Annotated in this window: 21 protein-coding genes, 2 tRNA genes and 1 pseudogene; 12 read left to right on the top strand and 12 right to left on the bottom strand. The window is 47.8% G+C overall.

Annotation, left to right across the window (positions count from 1 at the left end):
* Positions 1 to 207: 207 nt before the first annotated feature.
* Both dnaA and ACSHX2_RS06560 read right to left on the bottom strand, forming a co-directional pair.
* Positions 208 to 1,632 carry a chromosomal replication initiator protein DnaA gene (dnaA, locus tag ACSHX2_RS06565; protein WP_435691771.1) on the bottom strand — a complete coding sequence of 475 codons (1,425 nt, stop codon included), beginning with the start codon at positions 1,630 to 1,632 and terminating at the stop codon, positions 208 to 210.
* A 435-nt stretch (positions 1,633 to 2,067) separates the two neighbouring features.
* On the bottom strand, positions 2,068 to 3,651 hold the full coding sequence (locus tag ACSHX2_RS06560) for a sodium:solute symporter family transporter (protein WP_435691769.1): 1,584 nt from the start codon (positions 3,649 to 3,651) through the stop codon (positions 2,068 to 2,070).
* An 84-nt stretch (positions 3,652 to 3,735) separates the two neighbouring features.
* On the opposite strand from ACSHX2_RS06560, the gene ACSHX2_RS06555 reads away from it, so the two are divergent.
* The 6 genes from ACSHX2_RS06555 to ACSHX2_RS06530 all read left to right on the top strand — a co-directional run bounded on the left by ACSHX2_RS06555 (position 3,736) and on the right by ACSHX2_RS06530 (position 10,455).
* On the top strand, positions 3,736 to 3,978 hold the full coding sequence (locus ACSHX2_RS06555; protein WP_435691767.1) for a hypothetical protein: 243 nt from the start codon (positions 3,736 to 3,738) through the stop codon (positions 3,976 to 3,978).
* Between the two features lie 116 nt (positions 3,979 to 4,094).
* Entirely contained in the window at positions 4,095 to 4,856 is a 762-nt protein-coding gene (gene kdsB / locus ACSHX2_RS06550) for a 3-deoxy-manno-octulosonate cytidylyltransferase (protein WP_435691765.1), read from the top strand.
* An 18-nt stretch (positions 4,857 to 4,874) separates the two neighbouring features.
* Positions 4,875 to 6,488: a CTP synthase gene (locus tag ACSHX2_RS06545; protein ID WP_435691764.1), complete on the top strand. Its 1,614-nt coding sequence runs from the start codon at positions 4,875 to 4,877 to the stop codon at positions 6,486 to 6,488.
* A 42-nt stretch (positions 6,489 to 6,530) separates the two neighbouring features.
* Positions 6,531 to 6,986, top strand: a complete 456-nt coding sequence (locus tag ACSHX2_RS06540) for a RidA family protein (protein ID WP_435691762.1) — start codon at positions 6,531 to 6,533, stop codon at positions 6,984 to 6,986.
* Between the two features lie 141 nt (positions 6,987 to 7,127).
* Positions 7,128 to 8,909 (top strand): arylsulfatase, encoded by a 1,782-nt coding sequence (locus ACSHX2_RS06535; protein ID WP_435691760.1) that lies wholly within the window; start codon positions 7,128 to 7,130, stop codon positions 8,907 to 8,909.
* Between the two features lie 157 nt (positions 8,910 to 9,066).
* The gene (locus tag ACSHX2_RS06530) at positions 9,067 to 10,455 is read left to right on the top strand and encodes an aldehyde dehydrogenase family protein (RefSeq protein ID WP_435691758.1); all 1,389 of its coding nucleotides are present in this window, start codon (positions 9,067 to 9,069) and stop codon (positions 10,453 to 10,455) included.
* Between the two features lie 130 nt (positions 10,456 to 10,585).
* On the opposite strand, the gene ACSHX2_RS06525 is transcribed toward ACSHX2_RS06530, so the two are convergent.
* Both ACSHX2_RS06525 and trpB read right to left on the bottom strand, forming a co-directional pair.
* Positions 10,586 to 11,272 (bottom strand): PEP-CTERM sorting domain-containing protein, encoded by a 687-nt coding sequence (locus ACSHX2_RS06525; RefSeq protein WP_435691756.1) that lies wholly within the window; start codon positions 11,270 to 11,272, stop codon positions 10,586 to 10,588.
* A 316-nt stretch (positions 11,273 to 11,588) separates the two neighbouring features.
* Positions 11,589 to 12,782: a tryptophan synthase subunit beta gene (trpB, locus tag ACSHX2_RS06520; protein WP_435691754.1), complete on the bottom strand. Its 1,194-nt coding sequence runs from the start codon at positions 12,780 to 12,782 to the stop codon at positions 11,589 to 11,591.
* Positions 12,783 to 12,999: 217 nt separating this feature from the next.
* Between trpB and ACSHX2_RS06515 the strand changes: the two are divergent.
* The 5 genes and pseudogenes from ACSHX2_RS06515 to ACSHX2_RS06495 all read left to right on the top strand — a co-directional run.
* Positions 13,000 to 13,155, top strand: a pseudogene (locus ACSHX2_RS06515) (four helix bundle protein); the annotation flags it as partial.
* A gap of 95 nt (positions 13,156 to 13,250) precedes the next feature.
* A complete protein-coding gene (locus tag ACSHX2_RS06510) occupies positions 13,251 to 14,033 on the top strand; it encodes a L,D-transpeptidase family protein (RefSeq protein ID WP_435691752.1) in 783 nt (260 codons plus the stop codon).
* Between the two features lie 47 nt (positions 14,034 to 14,080).
* On the top strand, positions 14,081 to 14,611 hold the full coding sequence (locus tag ACSHX2_RS06505; protein WP_435691750.1) for an NUDIX hydrolase: 531 nt from the start codon (positions 14,081 to 14,083) through the stop codon (positions 14,609 to 14,611).
* A 53-nt stretch (positions 14,612 to 14,664) separates the two neighbouring features.
* Positions 14,665 to 15,471, top strand: coding sequence for a tRNA threonylcarbamoyladenosine dehydratase (locus tag ACSHX2_RS06500; protein ID WP_435691749.1), 807 nt, complete (start codon positions 14,665 to 14,667; stop codon positions 15,469 to 15,471).
* A gap of 13 nt (positions 15,472 to 15,484) precedes the next feature.
* Positions 15,485 to 16,015 (top strand): DnaJ domain-containing protein, encoded by a 531-nt coding sequence (locus ACSHX2_RS06495; protein WP_435691747.1) that lies wholly within the window; start codon positions 15,485 to 15,487, stop codon positions 16,013 to 16,015.
* A 144-nt stretch (positions 16,016 to 16,159) separates the two neighbouring features.
* Here the strand turns inward: ACSHX2_RS06495 and ACSHX2_RS06490 are convergent, their stop codons facing one another.
* From ACSHX2_RS06490 to ACSHX2_RS06470, 5 genes are all read right to left on the bottom strand, one after another.
* Positions 16,160 to 16,663 carry a YlbF family regulator gene (locus ACSHX2_RS06490; protein WP_435691745.1) on the bottom strand — a complete coding sequence of 168 codons (504 nt, stop codon included), beginning with the start codon at positions 16,661 to 16,663 and terminating at the stop codon, positions 16,160 to 16,162.
* Positions 16,664 to 16,759: 96 nt separating this feature from the next.
* Positions 16,760 to 17,554 carry a hypothetical protein gene (locus tag ACSHX2_RS06485; RefSeq protein ID WP_435691743.1) on the bottom strand — a complete coding sequence of 265 codons (795 nt, stop codon included), beginning with the start codon at positions 17,552 to 17,554 and terminating at the stop codon, positions 16,760 to 16,762.
* Positions 17,555 to 17,700: 146 nt separating this feature from the next.
* Positions 17,701 to 18,777, bottom strand: coding sequence for an alkaline phosphatase D family protein (locus ACSHX2_RS06480; protein ID WP_435691741.1), 1,077 nt, complete (start codon positions 18,775 to 18,777; stop codon positions 17,701 to 17,703).
* 304 nt (positions 18,778 to 19,081) lie between these two features.
* Positions 19,082 to 19,870 (bottom strand): thiazole synthase, encoded by a 789-nt coding sequence (locus ACSHX2_RS06475; RefSeq protein WP_435691739.1) that lies wholly within the window; start codon positions 19,868 to 19,870, stop codon positions 19,082 to 19,084.
* 67 nt (positions 19,871 to 19,937) lie between these two features.
* Complete coding sequence (locus ACSHX2_RS06470; protein ID WP_435691737.1) at positions 19,938 to 20,783, bottom strand: SMP-30/gluconolactonase/LRE family protein; 846 nt, start codon at positions 20,781 to 20,783, stop codon at positions 19,938 to 19,940.
* Positions 20,784 to 21,005: 222 nt separating this feature from the next.
* Here ACSHX2_RS06470 and ACSHX2_RS06465 point away from each other — a divergent pair, with 222 nt between their 5' ends.
* Entirely contained in the window at positions 21,006 to 21,173 is a 168-nt protein-coding gene (locus ACSHX2_RS06465) for a hypothetical protein (RefSeq protein WP_435691735.1), read from the top strand.
* A gap of 9 nt (positions 21,174 to 21,182) precedes the next feature.
* Here the strand turns inward: ACSHX2_RS06465 and ACSHX2_RS06460 are convergent, their stop codons facing one another.
* From ACSHX2_RS06460 to ACSHX2_RS06450, 3 genes are all read right to left on the bottom strand, one after another.
* Positions 21,183 to 22,046, bottom strand: coding sequence for a hypothetical protein (locus ACSHX2_RS06460; RefSeq protein WP_435691734.1), 864 nt, complete (start codon positions 22,044 to 22,046; stop codon positions 21,183 to 21,185).
* A gap of 224 nt (positions 22,047 to 22,270) precedes the next feature.
* Positions 22,271 to 22,347 (bottom strand) — tRNA-Asp (locus ACSHX2_RS06455).
* Between the two features lie 31 nt (positions 22,348 to 22,378).
* A tRNA-Asp gene (locus tag ACSHX2_RS06450) sits at positions 22,379 to 22,455 on the bottom strand.

The raw sequence follows: 22,455 nt of genomic DNA, 5'->3' as shown, positions 1-22,455 counted from the left end.
GGGATTAAATTGAACTTTCCCCCAGCAAACGCAAGTCTTCTTTAAGACCAACTACTACTTTTGCTCTATATGGCTACTTTTGTCCACAAAGACACAATATGTAGTATGTCGAGCTCGCGCGCGATTTGTTCACTATTTCCAAAGAAAAAGAAAAGGCCCTCGTTTCCGAGGACCTTTTGAGAGAAATATTATGTGGAAATATGAAGACTAGCGCTGCAGCATTGCATCTAGCAAATCAACAGTATCGCGTACCATGGATTCCTTACCCATACGGCTTTCCACCTTCTTAACAGCGTGAATCACTGTTCCGTGGTCACGACCACCAAAGGCATCACCAATCTCCATCAGAGAGGATTGAGTCATCTTACGGCTGAGGTACATTGCGACCTGTCTAGCAAAAGCAATATTCGCGGGGCGACGACGGCTGCTCATATCAGCGAGGCGAACATCGAAGTGCTCAGAAACAATTTTCTGAATCGCGTCGATGCTGACCTGCTTAGCACCTTCCTCACGAAGAATATCACGAAGTAGAGTTTCAGCACGTTCGATAGTGATGGATGAACCACCGAGAGATGCGTAGGTCGCGAGACGAACAAGAGCTCCTTCAAGGCGACGGACGTTACTGCGGATGCGTTCCGCGAGAAAGCGAATCACCTCATCAGAGAGTTCCACATCCCAGTCTTCCATCTTCTTCTGAAGAATCGCTACACGAGTCTCCATGCGTGGTGACTGCGTTTCTACAGTTAGACCGCTTTCAAAGCGTGAAATAAGACGTGGTTCAAACTTCTTAATCTCACATGCCGGGCGGTCACTAGTCAGGACAATTTGGCTTTGGAGATCGAGCAGAGTATTAAACGTATGGAAAAATTCTTCTTGTGAACGCTCCTTGCCAGCAAGGAACTGAATATCGTCAATCAGCAGAACATCTGCTTTGCGGTACCTACGACGAAACTTATCTAAGTCACCCTTCTTCACCGAATCGATGAACTCATTAGTGAACTTCTCACTTGTCAGATAAACTACCTTGGCATTCGGGTTTTCAGCAAGCATCCGGTTTCCAACAGCCTGCATGAGGTGGGTCTTTCCTAAACCTGAACCACCATGAATGAATAGCGGGTTATAGGAAACGCCTGAGCCTGATGCTACAGCAGTACACGCAGCGTGAGCAAACTCACTGTTCTGACCGACAACAAAACGCTTAAAGTTAAAGAGCGGGTTCAGCCCCACAGTCCTAAGCTTCTTTTCTAAGCTCAACTGATCTGCTACCGGAAGTGAGACACTATGCTCTGACGTGTCCTGATCTGAACCACCCTCAAGAGTAAAATCTTCAGATCCTGCTACGATCACTTTAGAAACTACAGAGGCATCTAACACTTTAGATACAGCCGCCTGAAGCTCTGGCATGAAGTTTGTTTCAATCCAAACTTGGTGGATATCGCTTGGGACTGCGATTTTGATTTCGTTCTGTGAAATCTCAGCGCACTCAGCGCCGTCAAACCAACGCTGAAATGCGTCTGGGCTTAATAATTCCTGAAGGTGACTAGAAACTGCGTTCCAGATCTTTTGATCTCCAGAAAAAATTTGAGAGTCTGATGCATCATCATGGGTCAGTTGGGTTCGTAATTCGTGCATTTGTGTAGCTTCCGCTCGTGTAGTAGTTCAGTTCCTGGCTTTTCGTTCTCACACCGTCTTTGTGAGGCGAGTGACGGATTTGATACATGCCGACCGAGTCACTAGGGAAACTTTTTAAAAAAGAACATCCTCTCAAAAAAAGTTTTTAGAGTTTCCACAAGGGTTCCACGGCTATTTTTTTTTAGAGGCTTGACGCGATGGATAGTAAACTTCTCTAAACTAAATTTTAACAAGTGTTCACAAGTCGTTGAAAACTCTCCCAAACCTACATAGATCAAGCGATAGAGGGCTTTTGAACACTACCTAACAGATTGGTTTTTATATAAAAACAGTAACTCTAACAGCCGTTTTTTCAAAAAAATAGGCAGCGTTTTAACGCTACCTATTTACAGTAAAGTCGTTTATCAACTTCAGCCTAACAGACTACTTGATTCATCATACACGCTCATCCTCCTTTAGCATCATCCAGCCTATCAAAGTAGCCACAGCCAATGTCAGAACTGTGGTTATTGGGTAAAACCATGCAAAGCTCAATTGAGGTCGGCTTTTCTTAAGTTCTGCGAGTTCTTCAAAACCTAAAGCGCTGAACAAATTATAAATATCATCCTGCATATAAGCGCTAAGAGCCACCGAAAGAACCGTTCCTATAAGAATACTCGTAAAGGTCCAGGGAAGCCGCTTAGAGAAGAGAGCCAGTATAAGAATCGCAAGTACCGGACCATAAGTATAGCTCACCATTCTAAAGGCCAAACCAATCAGACTCCTGTCACCTGTATCTGAGTAATAGTTGATACTTAACAAAATAGACATACCTGAGAGAAGTATAGCCCAGCCAAACACAAGTACTCGCGACTTCGTCACCATTTTCCGGTCATCACTATTCTCCTCCATATACTTCTGCCCATAAAAAGCTGATAAGGAGGTCTGGGACAGAGCCGCGAGAATGGAGTCCAAACTCGACACCGCAGCTGCAAACGCACCAGCTACGATCAAACCCTTCAGACCAGTAGGAAGCTCTGACACAATCCAGACAGGAAACACGTTACTCGCATCCTCCGTGAACAACTTAGCCTCTGCTGGTGTTGGTGTATTCACAGTATACCACGCAAACAAACCCGAACCCACGGCAAGCATCAGCAAGGTGATTAACTGTGAGACACTACTCCATACAATAGCTTTTCTCGCATCACTCGCTGAGCCACAGCAAAAAATACGCTGAGCATTAAGCTGATCAGTACCAAAGGCCGCGACATTCTGAAAAGGCATCGCGATCACTGCGACCCAAAAGGTGAAACTAACAGCCGGGTCTGTGGTGAAATCCCAGATCCGCATCTTATCAATGGCCGCGCCATCAACAAAAACAGAACGATTTATGTCTATGACATTCCCCCAGCCGACGGCTGACCATAGCCAAATGAAGGAAACTAGTCCGCCAATAATAAAAACTCCGAACTGCATTACATCAGTCCAGATCACGGTGCGCATCCCCCCCATCAGTGTCCACCCCACAGCAAACGCACCAATGATCAAAATACAGGTATTCATGTCTAAGCCTGTTACCGTCTTAAGAATAATAGCAGTCACCAGAACTCTCACGCTCTGACCTAAAATAGACCCTAAAGAAAACAAGACAGTCACCAGTCTCTTCACCCCTTCACCTAAGCGATGCCCCATAAAGTCGTAAGGACTAAATATCTCCCGCTCATAATAGATAGGCACCAAGTAGTACCCTACAATAATTCGCGCTACGATCGAACCGATCCCCCATTGAAGATAAGTCCAGTCCCCATTGATCGCATAGACCATACCGGGCACACCAATAAAAGTGAGTGCTGAGATTTCAGTCGCCACGATAGATCCACTTACCGCCATCCAGGGCAGCGACTTTCCACCAAGGAAAAAGTCTTTGATCGTTGCTTGCTGACCGCGCATCATATGCCCGATCACGGTTGTGAGCAGCATGTAACCAAATACCACCACCCAATCGATCCTACTGAAATTCTCCGCAATTTCATTCATAACTCGCAAGCTAACCACTCGTCCCTCAAAGTCGATACGAATTACTTTACCTTACTTAATTAACCATCTACCCCAGCCTTCACCATGTCAGCCAATTTCAAACAACTCGCCACACAGCTCCAAACCCGTCTCGATGTCATCTCAGATCAAGACTTACGCGAAAACAATCCGGAGAGCCAACTACGCCAGCTTCAATCAGTCAGCGAAGACATTGTCGCTTGGCATCAAGAAAATAGAGGGAACATCCCAGCCCAGCTCCACCACTTTCTACAGCAGCAGAGCCTCTCCAAAGCCCTCGATTATCTTAAATCTGAAAAACTGGTTTAAGATCAACTTCAGTGCTTTAGAATCGTATTCATTATTAAAAATTTACTTTTACAATTTCGTAACAAAAGAACCTTGCCTGCCACATGCAGCGCTCCTAATCTGCCGCAGCGCATACTTTGGACACCCATTCTAACCATTACGTTTTAGGGATCATTCCAGCTCGTTGGGCCTCTACCCGCTTCCCGGGAAAACCATTGCACCTCATTGCGGGAAAACCGCTTGTGCAACACGTTTGGGAACGCTGCCAAGAGTGCTCAAATCTGGATAGCATCATTGTCGCTACGGATGACGAGCGTATTGCTAGTGCATGCCGAGCATTTGGAGCAAATGTCACCATGACAGCTACTGACCATCCCACCGGGACTGATCGAATAGCCGAAGCTGCTCAGGCAGTTCCACAAGCCACTCACCTTATCAATATTCAAGGTGATGAGCCTCTTATCGAGCCGACGCTCATCGATCAACTCGCGTCAGTATTAGTAAATGACGATCAGCTAGAAATGGCTACTGCCGCCAATGCTTTCGATGATGACGCACTCATGCAGGACCCTAACGTGGTCAAATGTGTGTTGAAGCATAATGGTGATGCTCTCTATTTCTCGCGTTCCCCACTTCCCTTTCAGCGTAGTAAAAGTCCAAATCTCACTTGCTTTCGCCACAAAGGTATCTACGCCTACCGCAAAGACTTTCTACAGCAATTCGTCCAATGGCCTCCCTCCCCATTAGAAGTAGCTGAATCTCTCGAGCAGCTTCGCGCTCTCGAGAATAATGCTCGCATTAAAGTCATCATCACTGACGACACCTCTGGCGGAATCGATACTCTAGAACAAGCTGAAGAGCTAGAACGCTTCCTCACCTCACAAATCACACACTCTTAATCTTACATCCATTTTCACATGGCACATCCTACAAAATACATCTTCGTCACTGGTGGCGTTGTTTCCTCACTCGGCAAGGGGCTCGCAGCGGCTTCCCTAGGTACTCTACTAGAGCACCGTGGCCTCGACGTTCTCATTCAGAAGTTCGATCCCTACCTCAATGTCGACCCGGGCACGATGTCCCCATACCAGCACGGAGAAGTATACGTTCTAGCTGATGGTGCTGAAACTGATCTCGACCTAGGTCACTACGAGCGTTTCACGAACTGTGAATGCTCTAGCCTGAATAACATCACTTCTGGTCAGGTATTTGAAAATGTGATCAAGAACGAGCGTGCTGGTAAGTACCTCGGAAAAACAGTTCAGTTTATCCCACACTGTACTGACATTATTAAAGACCGCATTCGTGAAGTCACTCTTAAGAGCGATGCTGATGTGATCATCACCGAAATCGGTGGAACGACTGGTGACATCGAAGGCCACCTCTTCCTCGAAGCCCTTCGCCAGTTCTCACTCGAAGTCGGTCGCGCCAACGTCTGCTTCATTCACGTCACCCTTCTTCCTTACATTGCAGCCGCTGGTGAAATTAAAACAAAGCCAACTCAGCAATCCGTCGCAAAGCTTCGTGAAATCGGTATCGTTCCTGACATTATTGTCTGCCGTACTGAACACGACCTTGATGAAGACAACCGCGCTAAAATCGCAATGTTCTGTAATGTGGAAGCGAAGAACGTGGTCGCATTCCGCGATGTGAAGCACTCCATTTACGAATGCCCACTCGACCTTCGTCGTGACAAATTAGACCGTCTCGTCAGTGACCGTCTCGGACTCGAGTCAGAAACTCCAGATCTTGAAAAATGGCGTATCTTTGTAGACCGCGTAATCAACCCAACGCACGAAGTTACTATCGCAGTAGTTGGTAAATACATCGAACTTCAAGATGCCTATAAGTCTATCTACGAATCACTCGTTCATGCAGGTGCCGCTCACGACACCCGAGTCAACGTGATCCGAGTGGACGCAGAACAGATCGAAGAAGAAGGACCAGCCACACTCCTTAAGGATGTGACTGGCATTCTCATTCCCGGTGGTTTCGGAGACCGCGGTACTGAAGGGAAAATTCGTTCAGCACAGTTTGCTCGTGAGAACGGCATCCCATACTTCGGTATTTGCCTCGGTATGCAGATCGCTACTATCGAATTCGCACGAAATGTCTGTGAGCTCGAAGGGGCTACTTCCACCGAGTTCGATAAAAATACTCCTCACCCAGTCATCTCTCTTCAAGAAGAGCAAGAAGGTGTCGTAACTATGGGAGCAAGTATGCGCCTTGGTTCCTCTGACTCCGTCGTCTATAAAGACACTAAGGCGTATGAACTTTATAAAAGTGAACTCATCTCTGAGCGCCATCGTCACCGCTATGAGTTTAACCCTGTTTACCGCGAGCAAATCGAAAACGCAGGTCTCAAGGTCAGCTCAGTTTCAGCTGATCAAGGTCTTGTTGAAATAGTAGAAGTTCTTGAGCATCCGTTCTACATTGGTGCTCAGTTCCACCCAGAATTCCAGTCCAAGCCTAACAAGCCACACCCGCTATTCGCTGGCTTCGTCGCTGCAGCTCTTGAAAAGACTAAATAAGGAACGGCTAGATTTAATTTAACATTCTAACTAGTACTCAATATGAACATAGAAGCACGTATTGCCGAACTCGGTTACACACTACCAGAAGCTCCAGCGCCCGCTGGCTCCTACGTAAACTTCACACGTAGTGGCAACCTCCTCTTTCTCGCCGGCGGCATCCCTCCAGTAGAAGAAACTTATCAAGGGAAAGTCCCTACGGACACTACGATCGAAACAGCGCAAGAAGCAGCACGCCTAGTCACACTTAACCGACTTGCTGTAGTGAAAGACGCCGTTGGCTCACTCGACAAAGTAAAGCAGATCGTCACCGTCAACGGTTTCGTCAACTCCGAGCCAGACTTTTACGGTCACCCGACAGTGATCAACGGATGCTCAGATTTACTCGTTGAGATCTTTGGCGAAAAAGGAATCCACTCGCGCACAGCCTGTGGAGTAGCCGCACTTCCTCTCAATGTGTCTGTTGAAATCAACATGATCGTTGAAGTCGAAAACTAGTACCCTTTCTCAGTAAAGGGAGTTTAAAGTCGTTTCAAGAAGGAGGAAATTCATCTCCCTCCTTGAAACGACTTATTGCATGAGTTAAAAGCCCCACTCGCTACACTCATTGTTAGCTCCCCCCGCACACCACCTAATCGTATGAAAAAAACCATCGTAAACCTACTTTTTGGCCTAATCACGGCCGCGGTAGCTACATCTGCTGAAAAACCTAACATCGTCCTCGTGATTACCGACGACCAAGGCTACGGCGACCTTGCCTGTCATGGCAACCCGCACGTCAAAACTCCTAACATTGACAAACTTTCCAGCGAGTCAGTAAATCTAGAAGACTTTCACGTCTTCCCCACCTGTTCGCCGACACGTGCAGCTCTCATGACTGGCCACTGGGCAAACCGCACAGGTGTCTGGCACACTATCAATGGTCGCTCCCTCATCCGTAAAAACGAGGTAACTCTCGCCACCATGTTACATAATGCTGGCTACGAAACTGGTATTTTCGGTAAATGGCACCTCGGAGACGCTTACCCGTTCCGCCCAGAAGACAAAGGTTTTAGCCACACATTCAGTCACGGTGCTGGTGGCGTTGGTCAAACTCCAGACGCCTGGAATAATGACTACTTCACTGGTCATTACCGTAACAATGGTGAACTAACTAAAGTCGACGGCTTCTGTACCGATGTCTTCTTCGACCAAGGTCGCCAGTGGATCAAACAATGCGTAGAAGAAAAGAAACCATTCTTTGCCTATATCGCTAGTAATGCTCCCCACCTTCCGCTCCTTGCACCTCAGAAATACTTAGATCTCTACAAAGACCAGCCAGGTGACCTTGCTGCATTCTACGGAATGATCACAAACATCGATGACAACATCGGTGAAACAAGAAAGTTCCTCAAGGAACTAGGCGTCGAAAACAACACCATTTTCATCTACATGACCGACAACGGCTCCGCTCATGGTTCGGAAGCCTATAACGCAGGCATGCAGGGCAAAAAAGATAGTGAGTATGATGGCGGCCACCGTGTACCATTCATGATTTACTATCCAGATGCAGAGATGACATCTAAGCGTGAGGTTGAGACACTCACTCACGTTGTAGACATCGCCCCGACACTCCTAGAGCTCTGTGATGTTGAAAAAGATCCTAGTGTTGAGTTTGACGGTGTCAGCATCGTCCCACTCCTCGAAGGTGACACCAAAGACTGGAAAGACCGCTTCGTCATTTCTGATTCACAGCGTGTAGTCGACCCTATCAAATGGAAAAAAAGCTCCGTCATGGTTCAAGACTGGCGCCTCATCAACGGCAAAGAACTCTACTACCTTCCAGATGACCCAGCACAAAAGAATGACCTCGCTAGCAAGCACCCAGAAAAAGTAGAGCTACTCCGTAGCTATTATGACTCATGGTGGGATGACCTCGAGCCAGGCTATGCAGTGACTGCTGAGTTCATCATTGGAAACGAGAAGTCCGAAGTCGTGACACTCAACGGCCACGACTGGATCTCTCAAAAGCTTCCACCATGGAACCAGTCTCACATCCGTGGTCTCAAAAAATTCATCTCTGAGGACTTCGACGGCTATTGGGCTGTAGAAGTAGAAACTCCAGGAAAATACAACCTCGCGTTCTTCCGCTGGGACCCACAAGCAAATGCTGCGATCACAGCCTCACTTCCAGCTCAGCCTGACCGCCCAGGAGTTGATAAGCCATATTGCGCTTATCCAGGCCAAGCACTCGACATCAAAGAAGTAGTTCTAGAAGTCGACGGCAAAGAAATCGGCAGACAAGCAGTCACAGATAAGGATGTCTCCGTATCAATCGATACAGACCTAGCCCAAGGGAAACAAAAAATCTCCGCCTACTTCATCCTCGCAGATGGCAAGCAAGTCGGTGTCCCATACTGCACCTTCACTCTTCAAAAGTAGACACTAGTAGCTAATTTTATATTTCACCAAAGAGGACACAGCATCATTCGCTGCGTCCTCTTTTTGTTTAATTCTATATGAAGCAACAAGCTTCTAACTTTGCTCTAGCGACCTCCCGCTAATCCTCCTATTCTCTTCTAAACTACCTCCTCTAGCCATGTCTCACACCCTCAAAGTTTACTCAGCCTACCAGCAAGAACTCATTGCTGAACTTCCACTGCAAGATGCAGCAGCTATTGACACGGCTTTAGCAACTGCGCGTTCCTTAGCTGATTATAGAGGGAAATGGATTCCAGCTTGGGAACGTCACGCTATTCTCACCAAAACAGCCCAGCTACTAGAAGAGCATCACAACTCACTTGCCCAACAAGCAGCCAAAGAAGGTGGTAAGCCGATGATCGATTCTAAAGTAGAAGTCTACCGAGCAATCGAAGGCGTTAAACTTGCAGCTGCAGCCATCAACACACTCACTGGCAGCTCAGTTCCAATGGGCCACACGCCCGCCTCTCTGCATAGAATTGCTCACACTTCGCGTGAACCGATTGGGGTCGTAGTAGCTATCTCGGCCTTTAATCACCCGCTCAATCTAATCATCCACCAGGTCGCCACGGCTGTTTCCGCAGGCTGTCCCGTCATTGTCAAACCCGCTGGGACCACTCCACTCTCCTGCTTAGCATTCAGAGATATCTTAATCGATGCTGGCCTCCCAGCGGATTGGTGTCAGGTCGTCCTTTGTCCATCCGCTGTCGCTGAGAAACTAGCCACTGACTCGCGCGTCAATTTCCTCAGCTTCATTGGCTCGGCCAAAGTCGGTTGGTCACTCCGTAATAAGCTCGCACCCGGTACACGCTGCGCACTCGAGCATGGTGGAGTTGCTCCTGTCATCATTGAAGCCGATGCCGACCTCGACAAAGTCGTCCCAGCTCTCACGAAAGGTGGATTCTACCACGCGGGCCAAGTTTGCGTCTCAGTCCAACGTGTTTACGTCCAGCAAAGCATTCTCTACAAACTTGCTGAATTACTTAAAGAATCAGCAAAAGAGCTCAGCGTCGGAGACCCTCTCGATGAAGACACGCAAGTCGGCCCCCTCATCACGCCCTCAGAAGTGCAACGCGTTCACCAGTGGGTACAAGAAGCCATCGCAGAAGGGGCCATTCTACTCTGCGGCGGAGAAATCCTAAGCGAGACCACCTACGCTCCCACCATTTTACTTTCTCCGAATAAGACGAGCAAAGTCAGCACCGAAGAAGTTTTTGGGCCAGTAGTTTGTCTCTATGGTTACGAAGAACTCGAAGAAGCCATCGCTGAATCTAACAGCTTAGAAGTTGCCTTCCAGTCTGCCATCTTCACCCAAGACATTGATAAAGCTATGCAGGCAGCAACTCAGCTGGATGCCACAGCAGTAATGATCAACGATCACACTGCCTTCCGAGTCGATTGGATGCCCTTTGGTGGCCGCAAAAGCTCAGGCCTCGGCCTCGGTGGTATCGAACAAACCATCCACGACATGACTGAAGAGAAAATGATCGTCATCAATTACACCTAGTTTTTCATAGTGTGAATAATCACAACCTCAACTGGTAACTGTGGATATATAGATATTGCCCCCAACAAAAAAGCACCCTAATCAACAGAGCGCTTTGATTTGAAATATGTCGATAGCACTTAAAGAGTCTTTAGCGCTTCCTTCTTAGTGCTAGAGTCAGACCACCAAGAGCAAGAAGGCTCATGGAAGTTGGTTCAGGAACCGCTGCTGAAGTAATCGTGATATTATCGTATTCAATTACAGGAAACGGAAAACCATTATTGTTCTCTGCACCGAAAAACAACGCAATAGCACTCGTTCCATCGTAATCGAATGTCAGAGAGTATGCAGATCCAGTAGAAGTATACGTCTCGTACGAGAGACGCTCAGAAGTAGCATCACCCGCCGTAGCAAGTTCGTTAAGATATGTATCCAGGATCAATGCATCAGGGGATGAATCTGAGCCGTAATTACTCCCTGACCATATACTGACAGAAGAAAAATCACCAGCGCCAGCGACGTAAGAAACAATGTCAAAAGACAAAGTATACGTACCTGCACCAGGTGTAAAACTATTCGGATCAATGATGACTCCAGCACTACTCAGAATGCTGTCTGCTGTGACCTTAAGAGTGTCCTCAGCCGTGATAGCTATCCTCATTTCATCTCCAGCATATTCGCCGAATTCTACAGTATTGCCATAATAGCCACCTAGATAAGGATTTCCATTTTCTAATAGGACCGTATCAGAAAAGTCCTCACTATAAATAATAGTGGAGCCGTGGGTGGTAGCAACCGCGGCAAAGCATGCCATGATTGCGAGGGGAATCTTGTTCATATTTATCTCGTGTGTGTGTTGTTTCGGGGGGGCGGGAATCCGTTAAGCGAGGTTTCTAATATTGTCAAAGCGAAATAATTAACTGCAACACGCTAATACACAGCCACTAAACACACGTTCAAAATATACACACATGATGAAAGTTCCTAAGAACATCGAAAGGATAGACTCAAAAACACAGAGATAACACACTCATAATTAGCACTTAACAACACTAGAAAACCGCATCACTTCAGTCATCGCTAAGCACGGTCATAAAAAAAGTCCACTGCGGTAAAATAACCACAGTGGACTGCAAAGTTTATAGTAAATATGTTTAGTCCTTCAGCAAATACTTTGCTGCCTGCTCGACATCTTTATCACCGCGACCAGAAAGGTTCGCGATGATGATTTTATCTTTACCCATTTTCGGTGCAATCTTGCTTACGTAAGCCATCGCATGGGAGCTCTCAAGTGCAGGAATAATTCCCTCAGCAGAGGCTAACTCCTGAAAGGCAGCGAGCGCTTCATCATCCGTAGCATAGGTATAATCCGCACGTCCAATATCCTTTAGGTAAGCGTGCTCAGGACCAACTGCAGCATAGTCCAAACCAGCACTCACAGAATGAGTGAGCTCGATCTGGCCATCATCATCAGCGAGTAACCATGTCTTTGTTCCCTGCAGAACTCCTAGCTTACCGCCTTGGAATCGAGCAGCGTGACGCTCCTTGATGATTCCATCACCACCAGCTTCCACGCCCATAAGCTCAACGCTTTCATCGTCAATAAATGGATGGAAAAGTCCGATCGCGTTAGAGCCACCACCAACACAAGCAATACAGAGGTCAGGTAGACGCCCTTCTTGCTCGAGAATTTGCTCACGTGCCTCGAGACCGATCACGCGGTGGAAATCGCGCACCATCATTGGAAATGGATGGGAACCGAGTGCTGAGCCGAGAATATAGTGCGTGTGGTCGACAGTTGCCACCCAGTCACGCATCGCTTCATTGACGGCATCCTTGAGAGTCGCTTGACCATTAGTCACCGATCTCACTTCAGCACCTAACAAACGCATACGCGCTACGTTAAGCGCCTGGCGCTCCATATCGACAGCACCCATGTAAACGATGCATTCCATGCCGAAGCGCGCACAGACAGTCGCTGTTGCCACACCGTGCTGACCTGCGCCAGTTTCAGCGATGATACGCTTCTTACCGATGCGTTGAGCGAGAAGAATCTGACCAATTGCGTTGTTAATCTTGTGTGCACCTGTGTGCAGCAGATCTTCACGCTTAAGATAAATTTTGGCTCCTCCTAGGAGCTCCGTCCAGCGCTCAGCGTAGTACAATGGCGTAGGACGTCCACAGTACTGGCGTAAAAGATAATCAAGTTCTTCCTGGAATGACGGGTCAGCTTTCGCTTTTTCGTATTCCGCAGCAAGGTCTTGCAGTGGAGCCATCAAGGTCTCAGGGACAAACATTCCCCCATAAGTACCGAAGTGACCACTGGCATCTGGTAATTGAGCGCTCATTCCCTGCTACCTATGCCAGAAACTCGACTAAATCAACTCTGATTAGAATGTTAAATGCTCGATGGTGAATGTTGAATTGCCAGAGTTCTGAAACCTTAATACCCTTTTATCTGTGATGTCTGGGCCTAATGCTATTCAGGAGCTTTCTTTTCAATTTGCAGTCAGTATTGTTTAGCTCCATAAATTTCTCTTAGCTGAAGCCGCCGTTCCATATACTATTGCTGAGCAAATATTACGTTCGGGAACCTCAATAGGTGCAAATGTCTCCGAGGTTCAAGCCGAACAATCAAAGAAAGACTTCACTTCGAAGATGTGTATTACAGCTAAAGTGGCTAGAGAGACTCAATACTGGATCAATCTATTCATCGCCTATGAACTTGTTTCCTCACAAAAACTAAGCAAACTTAAAGACGACACTACTCAACATCGTCGCCCTCCTAACAAGCATCACCAAAACCGCTCAACAACGTGCCTAGTCAATCAGCATTCAACATTAAGCATTCAACATTCGAAGGCAATATCCAGCGTATCCTCCTTGCCTTTACGCTACTCCTTTTGCCTGCGACAGCTTGGGAAATCCCAAAAAACTGCGACCAGCTCATCGTCGGCACCGCAAAATCTTGGGATTCGTCCTACGTCAGCGTCACACTCTACGAACGCACCCGCAGCGGCTGGAAAGCTGCCACTAAGCCAGTCACCGGACGACTCGGGAAGAATGGTCTCGCCTGGGGACGCGGAATCCACCCATTCACCACCTCTCCCCATCTTAAAAAAGAAGGTGACGGGCGCGCTCCAGCGGGCGTGTTCCAAATAGGTGGAGCCTATGGTGTCCACAAAAGCATCAAGAAGCACCGAAGTCTCCCCTACCGCCGGGTCACCACTCGCGACCTCTGGGTAGAAGACTCCACTTCCTCCATGTACAACCGCCACATCCTTCTCGACCACGAACCGAGCTCCGAATGGGAAAAGAAAGCGCAAATGCGCCAAAACGATTACCCGCATTCGCTCAAGCTCTACATCGGTCACAACACAGCCTACGCCAACCAAGCCGCCAAACCAAATGGAGGCTCCGCTATCTTCTTCCACATCTGGCGTAATGGCGGCGCATCAGCCACCGCCGGCTGCACCACCCTCCCAGAAGCCAACCTTCGCGATCTAATCAGCAAGATAGACCCGAGTAAAAACCCGCTCTACCTTCTCTTACCACAAGCAGAATACGTCAAACTCAGAGCAGAGTGGAAGTTGCCGTAAGACAGAAAGGTATTTACTCTCCCTCCCCACCCTATTTGGATACAGCCATGAGCGAAATCGAAGTCTTACACGAGGGCGCCTACCTCGGACTCTATAAGCGTGGTCATTGGGAATTTGCGCAGCGCCCGAATGCTTCATCCTGTGTTACCATCCTACCCATTACAGACGCAGGCGAGATCATACTTGTTGAACAGTTTCGCATTCCTACTCAGTCACGTGTAATCGAGGTCCCAGCAGGCCTTGTCGGCGATGAACCAGAATTCAAAGGAGAAACCATAGCGGACTCTGCAGCACGGGAGCTACTCGAAGAAACTGGCTACTGTGCGGGAAAGATCACGGAACTCATCGCCAGCCCCACATCTGCCGGAATGACTCCTGAAATCACTCACATGTTTGCAGCCACTGAACTTAGCAAAGTCCACGCTGGTGGTGGAGTGGATGGAGAAAATATCACGGTGCATGTGATACCATTCACTGAGCTCGATACCTTTCTCTCACAGAAACAAAGTGAAGGCTATGACATCGATTTTAAGATCCACGCCAGTCTCTACAAAGCGCAAGAGCTCGGGCTGCTTTAAGTCTATTTACATTTCCCCAATTTTGTAATTCTGTCTCGATTCAGAAACGCACTATGAATCTCTCGGAAAATACCATCTCGCGCTTTGGCGGTATCGCTCGCCTCTACGGAGTCAAAGCTCTCGAAAATTTCACCAATTCCCATGTCGCAGTCGTCGGCATTGGCGGTGTTGGGTCATGGACTGTGGAAGCTCTCGCGCGCTCAGGTGTGGGGAAAATCACGATGATCGATCTCGATGAAATTTGCGTGACCAACATCAACCGCCAACTCCACGCGATGGATGGCAACATCGGCCATCAAAAAACCGATGCTATGGAAGCGCGTATCAAAGCCATCAATCCAGATTGCGAGGTCAACAACCTGCATACATTCTACAGTAAGCGCTCATTCGAAGCCTTCTTTGAAAATGATTTCGACCTAGTGATTGACGCTATCGACAGGGCGATAGAGAAAACCCATTTGGTAGCTGAGTGTAGAAAACGCGAGATTCCAGTCATTTGCTGTGGGAGCGCTGGCGGCTTACGTGACCCGTCAAAAATCCTGGTAAACGATCTCGCACGGATCAGTAATGATGCGCTCCTCGCCCAAGTTCGTAACAAGCTCCGTACTCAATACGGCTACCCTCAGGGGCACAGCACTAAGCCGTCCAAAAAATTCTACATCGACGCCATCTACTCCACAGAGCAAGCCGTGTACCCTCAGTGTGACGGCAGCGTCTCTACAAAAAAACCAGAGGACGCCGACGGCCGAGACATGCGTCTGAACTGTGCCAGCGGCTATGGCTCCATCACTCACATGACAGCTACCCTAGGCCTCTTCGCTGCCGAGCGCGCACTCGCGAAACTCGCGAAACTCGCTTAACATTTTCAATCAAATGAACGCCTTCAAAACATTTTCTCTCGAGCCCAGTTTAAGCATCGATCTCGATCAGCTGAAACAAAGCTATAAGAACCTAGCAGCATCTCACCACCCTGACAGTGGTGGGGAGAAAGCAGAGTTCGAGAAAGTAAACCTCGCCTACGCGGCCCTACAATCTCCAGCCAAACGTCTGAAGGCGTATATGGAGATTCAGGAAATCCCACACGACTCGAGGGGAGCTGTGAGCAACGACCTAATGGACCTATTCATGCAGGTCGGCAGTCTCGTACAAGAAGCGGATGCATTTATCCGCAAGAAGTCCTCAGCCACTAGTGTCCTCGCCAAGGCCTTGCTCGAAGGTGAGTCGATGGAAGTCCAAGACAAGCTCAGTGCGCTCATTGCCATCATTGAGCACAGTCAAGAAGCCATCACCGCGAATTTCCCAAACGACATTCCTCAGGAACAGCTTCCCCAACTTGCCCGCAATCTCTCTTTCCTAGAGAAATGGCAAGCTCAGCTCCAACAACGCTACGGCGCCCTCTTTTAATATAGGCAGGGACGATTAAGAATAATTATCTCTACCCAGAGATCTCAGCCGATAGGCACAAAAATCAAAAAGGCTTCTAACACATCAAAAGTGTCAGAAGCCTTAGAAATTTTATAGATCTCGCATCGTAGCGAGATAGAGGTTTTAGCTACAGCAACCGCCGCCTTCGCCGCCACCACCACAGCAGCCACCACCGCCGTCACCAGCTGCTGCCGCGAAGTCTTCTTCAGTTGGTACGCGACCAAGCTCAAGAGTAAGACCAACGTACTTGCTGATGGACTGCTGAACTGTCTGAAGTTCGCGCTGTGCATCCATGAAGTTAGTCACTGTGCCATTCTCAAGAAGCTGCTCACGCGCTTGCTCGAACTCGTTGATTTCAGCATCACTAAGCTCAACACCTGAACGCTGCTTATTATTAAGCGCGTCACCCATTTCGTGAACATTTTGGTACTGAAGGCGTGCTTCGTCGTTAGAAAGGAATGCTTCTACGTTGCCGTGAAGAGTTTTGAATGCGTCCTGGGAAACAAGTGTCTCACATAGGGACTTAGTAGTTGCCATGAGGGCGGAATCGTCTGCAATTAAGCTCATACGCATCGATAAACCCGCATCATCCACTTGGCAATAGTGGGTTTTAGGAAATTTTCTCAATTCTCACCAAACTACGAATTTGCTGCCCGCCTTTTACTGAACACAGGATTACTTTAGACTCAAAATTGGATCCGTGAAAAAACTTCTCTAGCTCCACTAATCTAGCTTGAAGCGAAAAGTCGGTAAATCCTCTAGAGTAGATTGGCTCCCACCAAGAAGTTTTTCGTCTTCCTCGGTGAGTTCAGCACAGACGAAGGGATGCAGGACAGGGTCCTCATACTTGTCGTCTTCGTACTTATACCCCTTCAGTTGTACAAGTAGCTTACCACTCATCCCTCCCCCAGGAACCTCTGCGGCAACTAGGGTCAGTTCATCCCCTTTATTCAATTTTATATAATTCCCATATGCCATATGGTTCACCCCCTCATCCTTTCTGCGCTTACTTACTTCAGCAGGCTTATAGCGGAGTTCATCCTCATGACGTGAAACATAGAACACTAGTTTCCCATTCACTAAGACACACATCGCATCATCAAAGACTCCAGCAAAACGAAACTCTTTCTTCGGAGCCTCTTCTACAATGCCTTTGTAGACCATAATGATTTGCATAGGATCAATGTAGGACGAACCAAACTGAGCTGGAGCCTCTTCAGCTTTTATGCTTTTGACATAAAAATACTTCAGTCCGTTATATTCATCCGCAACCGCGTATTTATCTAATGCCCTCTCTGAGAATTTTTTCCTAATGAGATCTCCAAACGCTTCATAAAATCGGGTCAACGAGTTCCCTGATCCTTGCGCGACCTCTGTTGCTTCCCCTTTTTCATCTTTTTTAAGGTCGTAGAGATATCCACCAAATCCAGTTTTATAGGAACTATCCCCAAATGGGGCATCATCGGCATGAAGCTGAGAACAGAAGGTAAAAACGGTGAACAAAAAGAGTTTTTTCATAGGTTGTCAGTCACTCCATATTAAAAATAATAGGATGACAACGAAATAGAGTATGCCAGAGGAGCCGATTTTAACAACCTAGGCTCCGTCTCCTCAACCTCTTCTTGAGATAGATATTACACATCATCCACAATGTGAAAGTGTGATCAGGGATGAATCTTCACAGTATTGGTGAGCAAAGGAGCGCCAGTCTTAGAGGAGAGCAATTGCACCTTGATCGAACTTTCGTCCCAATTGATGTCCAACCAGCCAAAATGTGGTTCATCGATTATTTCTCCAACCCGCAAACTATTTTTTTCTTCACCAGGATAGCAGACATTAAAGCTGCTGGATGTGACATCAAACAGCGGCCGTTCGCTCGTTGGGTTCATCACCGAAATCTCGCCACGGTGCCTGTCTCCGGACAATAACACAGTGGTTCCTTTTGCTTCACTAATGACACGAAGCAGCCTCTCCCGATCATCAGGGAACATCCCCCAGCGCCTCCACCCATGTTCATTGGAGAGCACTTGAATCCCGGATCCTATAATGCGGACTTCCGCTTCACTCTTGAGCTGTTCTTCAAACCATTCCCATTGCTCTGAGCCCATCAGTGTTTTTCCCGGTTGTGGGGCAAACTGCTCTTCTCTAGTCCCTTCCTGAAATGGATCACGAAATCGCTGCAAATCTAACATAAGCACCTGCACACGATGAGGTTTCTCTCCAAAAGTCCAGCTCCCGTAAATACCGTCTCGCGAGCGACGCGCATCTTCTTTTTTAATCGAAAAATGGTCCAGAAACAGTTGCTCTGACTGCTCAGCATGAGGATGAAGTCGCCCAGGGTATTTATCGCCATAGTCGTGATTATCCCACGTTGGCAATGTTGGAACATTCTGAAGAAAGGTGCTGTATTGAGGAATGGTCGCCAATTTGTCATAAGCCCTTTTCAAACGCACTGGATTCGATGTATTCCCGTAGTGATTGTCTCCCAGCAGCAGCATAATGTCAGGCTTTTCAGCCCTAATTACATCCCAAAAACCTTGATCCCTCGTAGGTTTATTACACGAGCCAAACGCGATCTGAGTAATGTCCTGATCTGTGTAGGTTTTATCGGACAGAAACTCAACGAGTGGTGACTCAGATGACTGACTCTCTGCAGCTCCAGTATAGGGAATAGCCATCACTGAGAGAACTCCTAGCCTAACAACGACCTTATCCAGAATACATTTGAACACGGATTTCATAAAATTTTATAGAACACGTGATTCGTGTACTGCTGGAAAGTTGCTCAAACTCCTCACCTCTGTCTACAGGAAAAATTCATACTGATGATCTGCGGATAGAAAAACAGAAACCATGCTCAATGAATCACCTATGATACTGATCAATAGTTAGTTGCACCACCACTTAGAATTAAGTGTGATAATGCAGAGCATGAAAATATGCTAACTCGAGTTTCGATGAACTAGTTTGATCTATGCCAAATAGAGGAATAGTTGACGGCTAAGCAGTCAACTCATCTGAAGAAGCTTCTCAAGGAAATAGAGCTTACAGGCTATCTAAAAACCCTGTGAGTGGAGATGTCGCAGAGGCACCATCGATCACTTCAGGAAGCCCCATTTCGTAAGCTGCGCGACCAGCTTCGACGGCGGCCTTGAAGGCAAGCCCCATGCGAACAGGGTCACTCGCAATCGCAATCGCAGTATTCACCAGTACGGCATCTGCACCGAGCTCCATGGCTTCGGCTGCGTGAGAAGGAACGCCTAAGCCAGCATCGACGACTACGGGCACGATAGCTTGCTCGACGATGATACGAATCTGATCACGCGTCACCACGCCCTTGTTAGAGCCAATCGGAGCACCGAGAGGCATAACGGCGGCAGTTCCCACTTCCTGTAAACGCTTTGCCAGCACTGGGTCAGCATTGATGTAAGGAAGAACTGTAAACCCTTCTTTGACCAAAATTTCAGCCGCTTTGAGCGTCTCGATAGGATCGGGAAGGAGATAGGTTGGGTCTGGGTGGATCTCAAGTTTGATCCATTTAGGAAGCCCCGCTGCGGCAGCGAGACGCGCAAGACGGACCGCTTCTTCAGCATCCATCGCGCCACTGGTATTTGGCAGAAGCAAATACTTCTCTGGATCGATGAATTCGAGAATGTTCGCGTACGGATCCATACCACCTGAGAGATCAGCACGGCGCAGAGCAACGGTCACGATCTGTGAACCCGAAGAAGCCAATGCATCACGCATCGATTCATTCGACGGGAACTTCCCTGTACCCGTCATCAGACGTGAATCAAAGCTGCGGTCTGCAATAACTAATGGCTGGTTCTTCATGGCGGCGAAAAGCTAATTGGCAACCGCGCGAGCCGCAATTGCCAATTTGTGTTTTATTACAGTGAATCTAACCTTGGTAAGCAAAAGCTGGAACGCCTTTTACTCCGAGCCCTGTAACACGGAAGAGTAAGCCTGCGTGCTCTTCTACTTCAGACTTGTGCACGCCAGTCGTAATGTAGAGTTCATCTAGATTCTCACCACCGAAGGCGCAAGCAGTTGTTTCAAGGCATGGAATCTCCACTCGGCGGACCTCTTCACCCGTCTCAGGATTGAAGCACGCGACACAAGCACCGTGACAGAACGCCACCCAGAGATTGCCATCCGCATCGATTGTCATCCCGTCTGGAGAAGAATCGATGTGACCCGTGTCAGCAGCAGACTGCATGTTAGAAATTTCACCCTTGGCGTAATCGAAGCTCAGGATTTCACGGCGAGGAGTGTCGATGAAATACATCTTGGTTCCATCAAGAGACCATGCCAGTCCATTCGAGTTAGTCACCGGACCAAATGCTTCACTAAACTCGCCATTTTTATCGAGTTTATAGAGGCGCGCATCGCCCTCCTTTTTCACCAAAGAAATAGTTCCAGCGAAGAAATGTCCGTCGGGCGAGCACTTACCATCATTGAAGCGGTTATTCGCTTTGTCAGGCTCTGGATCAGCAATTGAGGTCAGCTCACCAGCTGCGTCCATGAAATAGAGACCATTGTCGCCAGCGATCACGTAACCGCCGGTCTCGCGTGGAACCACTGTCCCGACACGCTCACCTACTGAAAATTCCTTTTCCTCACCACTCGCTGGGTCAAAGCTGATCACCTTGTGCTGCTCGATGTCCACGTAGATCAATTTACCCTGCCACCAGATCGGGCCTTCACCCCATGTCGAACGGTACGTTCCAATTGGTTCAATCTTCATGCGCTAGCAATAGTTTGCCACTCTAGATTTGTCCAGTGGGATCCCGCCTCTAGGTTTTCTATTGTTAGGATCATTTGAAGTAGTTAACTATGTGACACCATGTTCTTCAGAAAATCCCGGCCCCCTAAGCAATCCCATTGGAAAAAGGTCCGCCGGCTTTCTGCCTATTTTACTATTCTTGGGGCAACACTTGCAGGGTTTCGCTATCACACCCTTTCGAACATGCCCGAGATCCCAGACTACGCAAAAGATAACGCATTCTTTATGGAACAAATAGAATCCTTGCGCGGAGCCAATTATAACACCTTCTATCTACTCTCCGCCTTCGCCCTGTTCAACCTCCTTCTCTTTCTGACCTCTGTATGGATGCTCAGAAAAGAACAGTCATAGCGACTTGCATCACTTATGTAGAATCGGAGCCCTTGAAAGAATTCTCCGAGTTTGTGAGCTAATCTCCATCATACTCAAGGTCAGACGATTATTGGGATTCCATGTCTGCAGAAGCATCAATATCAACAATGGAAGAACTCCCTGAGTCACCAAATTCAGAAGTGGGTCCAATAAATTGCTTCCATCCATTGCCCTAAATAAGAGATAGAAGTTCACACCGCACATCACAAGAATTCCATAGAGTGCGGTCCTTCGAAAAAAGGGAATGAGCAACGAGATACCTAGCGCTAGACTCACAATCCCCATAGCACTCTCCATAGATATTACCCATTCATCAGATTGAGCAAGCTCGACCAATCCCACACCATTAAGGCTCAAAGCCAGAAATAACAGAACACAAAAAAACCAACCTAACTGTTTCAACGCTCGAGGTGCACTCAACATCCAAAACAGCATGATAGGAATAGAAATAACACCTACCAGCTCAAGCAAATCTCCCTTATCTGCACCTGAAATTTGCGAAACTACCACGCATAAGGAAGCCAGGCTGAGAAACAGCAGCACCCAGCGAAGCACCAAAAAATAAGGAATACGAACAAGCAAAGTCACGAGGACACCACCCATTAACCCATAGCCAAGCGCCAGCTCCGAATATAGATGCAGTGTATCCACCCAAGTATCACTCACTCCCTCAGGAAAAAGCTGAGCACAGCAATGTAACTCCCCCTTAACCAAGAGCCAGCCTTGTACAGCAAACACTAAACACGCTGTCAGCTGTAACATGGTCATCCATAGCCCTGGAAAATGCGCGTAGAGACTCCCCTCATATGGAGTAAACCTACCTGTTTTTAAATGTTGGAGAAACGTTTTCATTATCGCCGACTTCTTCAGTCCTCCCTCAAAAAATAAAAACCCCAAGCACTGATCAGTACATGGGGGAATGTGTAGGCTCTCATCTCTGGAACAATGAATAGTCCCGAGGTGAATAATAAGTGAGTAACGAATACTCAATCACTTGGCAAGAAGTTAGACCTCGCCGCTTAGTTAGCTATAATAAAAAAGCACACCAAATGGTGTGCTTTCCTTTAATCAACGAGTGGCGGAGCGGACGGGAATCGAACCCGCAACCTCCGGCGTGACAGGCCGGTGCTCTAACCAATTGAGCTACCGCTCCACTTAGTCGATGTTTGTGCGTTGAAAAGAGATGGCGGAGCGGACGGGAATCGAACCCGCAACCTCCGGCGTGACAGGCCGGTGCTCTAACCAATTGAGCTACCGCTCC

It is taken from the genome of Rubritalea sp. (assembly GCF_051252225.1).
GTDB lineage: Bacteria > Verrucomicrobiota > Verrucomicrobiia > Verrucomicrobiales > Akkermansiaceae > Rubritalea.
Note: the sequence above shows the minus strand (reverse complement) of the source record. Positions and strands in the feature narration are given on the sequence as shown.

Excerpts from the sequence above, each read along its gene's own strand:
- dnaA (WP_435691771.1), bottom strand. The coding sequence starts at position 1,632 with ATGCACGAATTACGAACCCAACTGACCCATGATGATGCATCAGACTCT.
- ACSHX2_RS06560 (WP_435691769.1), bottom strand. The coding sequence starts at position 3,651 with ATGAATGAAATTGCGGAGAATTTCAGTAGGATCGATTGGGTGGTGGTA.
- ACSHX2_RS06555 (WP_435691767.1), top strand. The coding sequence starts at position 3,736 with ATGTCAGCCAATTTCAAACAACTCGCCACACAGCTCCAAACCCGTCTC.
- ACSHX2_RS06545 (WP_435691764.1), top strand. The coding sequence starts at position 4,875 with ATGGCACATCCTACAAAATACATCTTCGTCACTGGTGGCGTTGTTTCC.
- ACSHX2_RS06540 (WP_435691762.1), top strand. The coding sequence starts at position 6,531 with ATGAACATAGAAGCACGTATTGCCGAACTCGGTTACACACTACCAGAA.
- ACSHX2_RS06535 (WP_435691760.1), top strand. The coding sequence starts at position 7,128 with ATGAAAAAAACCATCGTAAACCTACTTTTTGGCCTAATCACGGCCGCG.
- ACSHX2_RS06530 (WP_435691758.1), top strand. The coding sequence starts at position 9,067 with ATGTCTCACACCCTCAAAGTTTACTCAGCCTACCAGCAAGAACTCATT.
- ACSHX2_RS06525 (WP_435691756.1), bottom strand. The coding sequence starts at position 11,272 with ATGAACAAGATTCCCCTCGCAATCATGGCATGCTTTGCCGCGGTTGCT.
- trpB (WP_435691754.1), bottom strand. The coding sequence starts at position 12,782 with ATGAGCGCTCAATTACCAGATGCCAGTGGTCACTTCGGTACTTATGGG.
- ACSHX2_RS06505 (WP_435691750.1), top strand. The coding sequence starts at position 14,081 with ATGAGCGAAATCGAAGTCTTACACGAGGGCGCCTACCTCGGACTCTAT.
- ACSHX2_RS06500 (WP_435691749.1), top strand. The coding sequence starts at position 14,665 with ATGAATCTCTCGGAAAATACCATCTCGCGCTTTGGCGGTATCGCTCGC.
- ACSHX2_RS06495 (WP_435691747.1), top strand. The coding sequence starts at position 15,485 with ATGAACGCCTTCAAAACATTTTCTCTCGAGCCCAGTTTAAGCATCGAT.
- ACSHX2_RS06485 (WP_435691743.1), bottom strand. The coding sequence starts at position 17,554 with ATGAAAAAACTCTTTTTGTTCACCGTTTTTACCTTCTGTTCTCAGCTT.
- ACSHX2_RS06480 (WP_435691741.1), bottom strand. The coding sequence starts at position 18,777 with ATGAAATCCGTGTTCAAATGTATTCTGGATAAGGTCGTTGTTAGGCTA.
- ACSHX2_RS06475 (WP_435691739.1), bottom strand. The coding sequence starts at position 19,870 with ATGAAGAACCAGCCATTAGTTATTGCAGACCGCAGCTTTGATTCACGT.
- ACSHX2_RS06470 (WP_435691737.1), bottom strand. The coding sequence starts at position 20,783 with ATGAAGATTGAACCAATTGGAACGTACCGTTCGACATGGGGTGAAGGC.
- ACSHX2_RS06465 (WP_435691735.1), top strand. The coding sequence starts at position 21,006 with ATGCCCGAGATCCCAGACTACGCAAAAGATAACGCATTCTTTATGGAA.
- ACSHX2_RS06460 (WP_435691734.1), bottom strand. The coding sequence starts at position 22,046 with ATGAAAACGTTTCTCCAACATTTAAAAACAGGTAGGTTTACTCCATAT.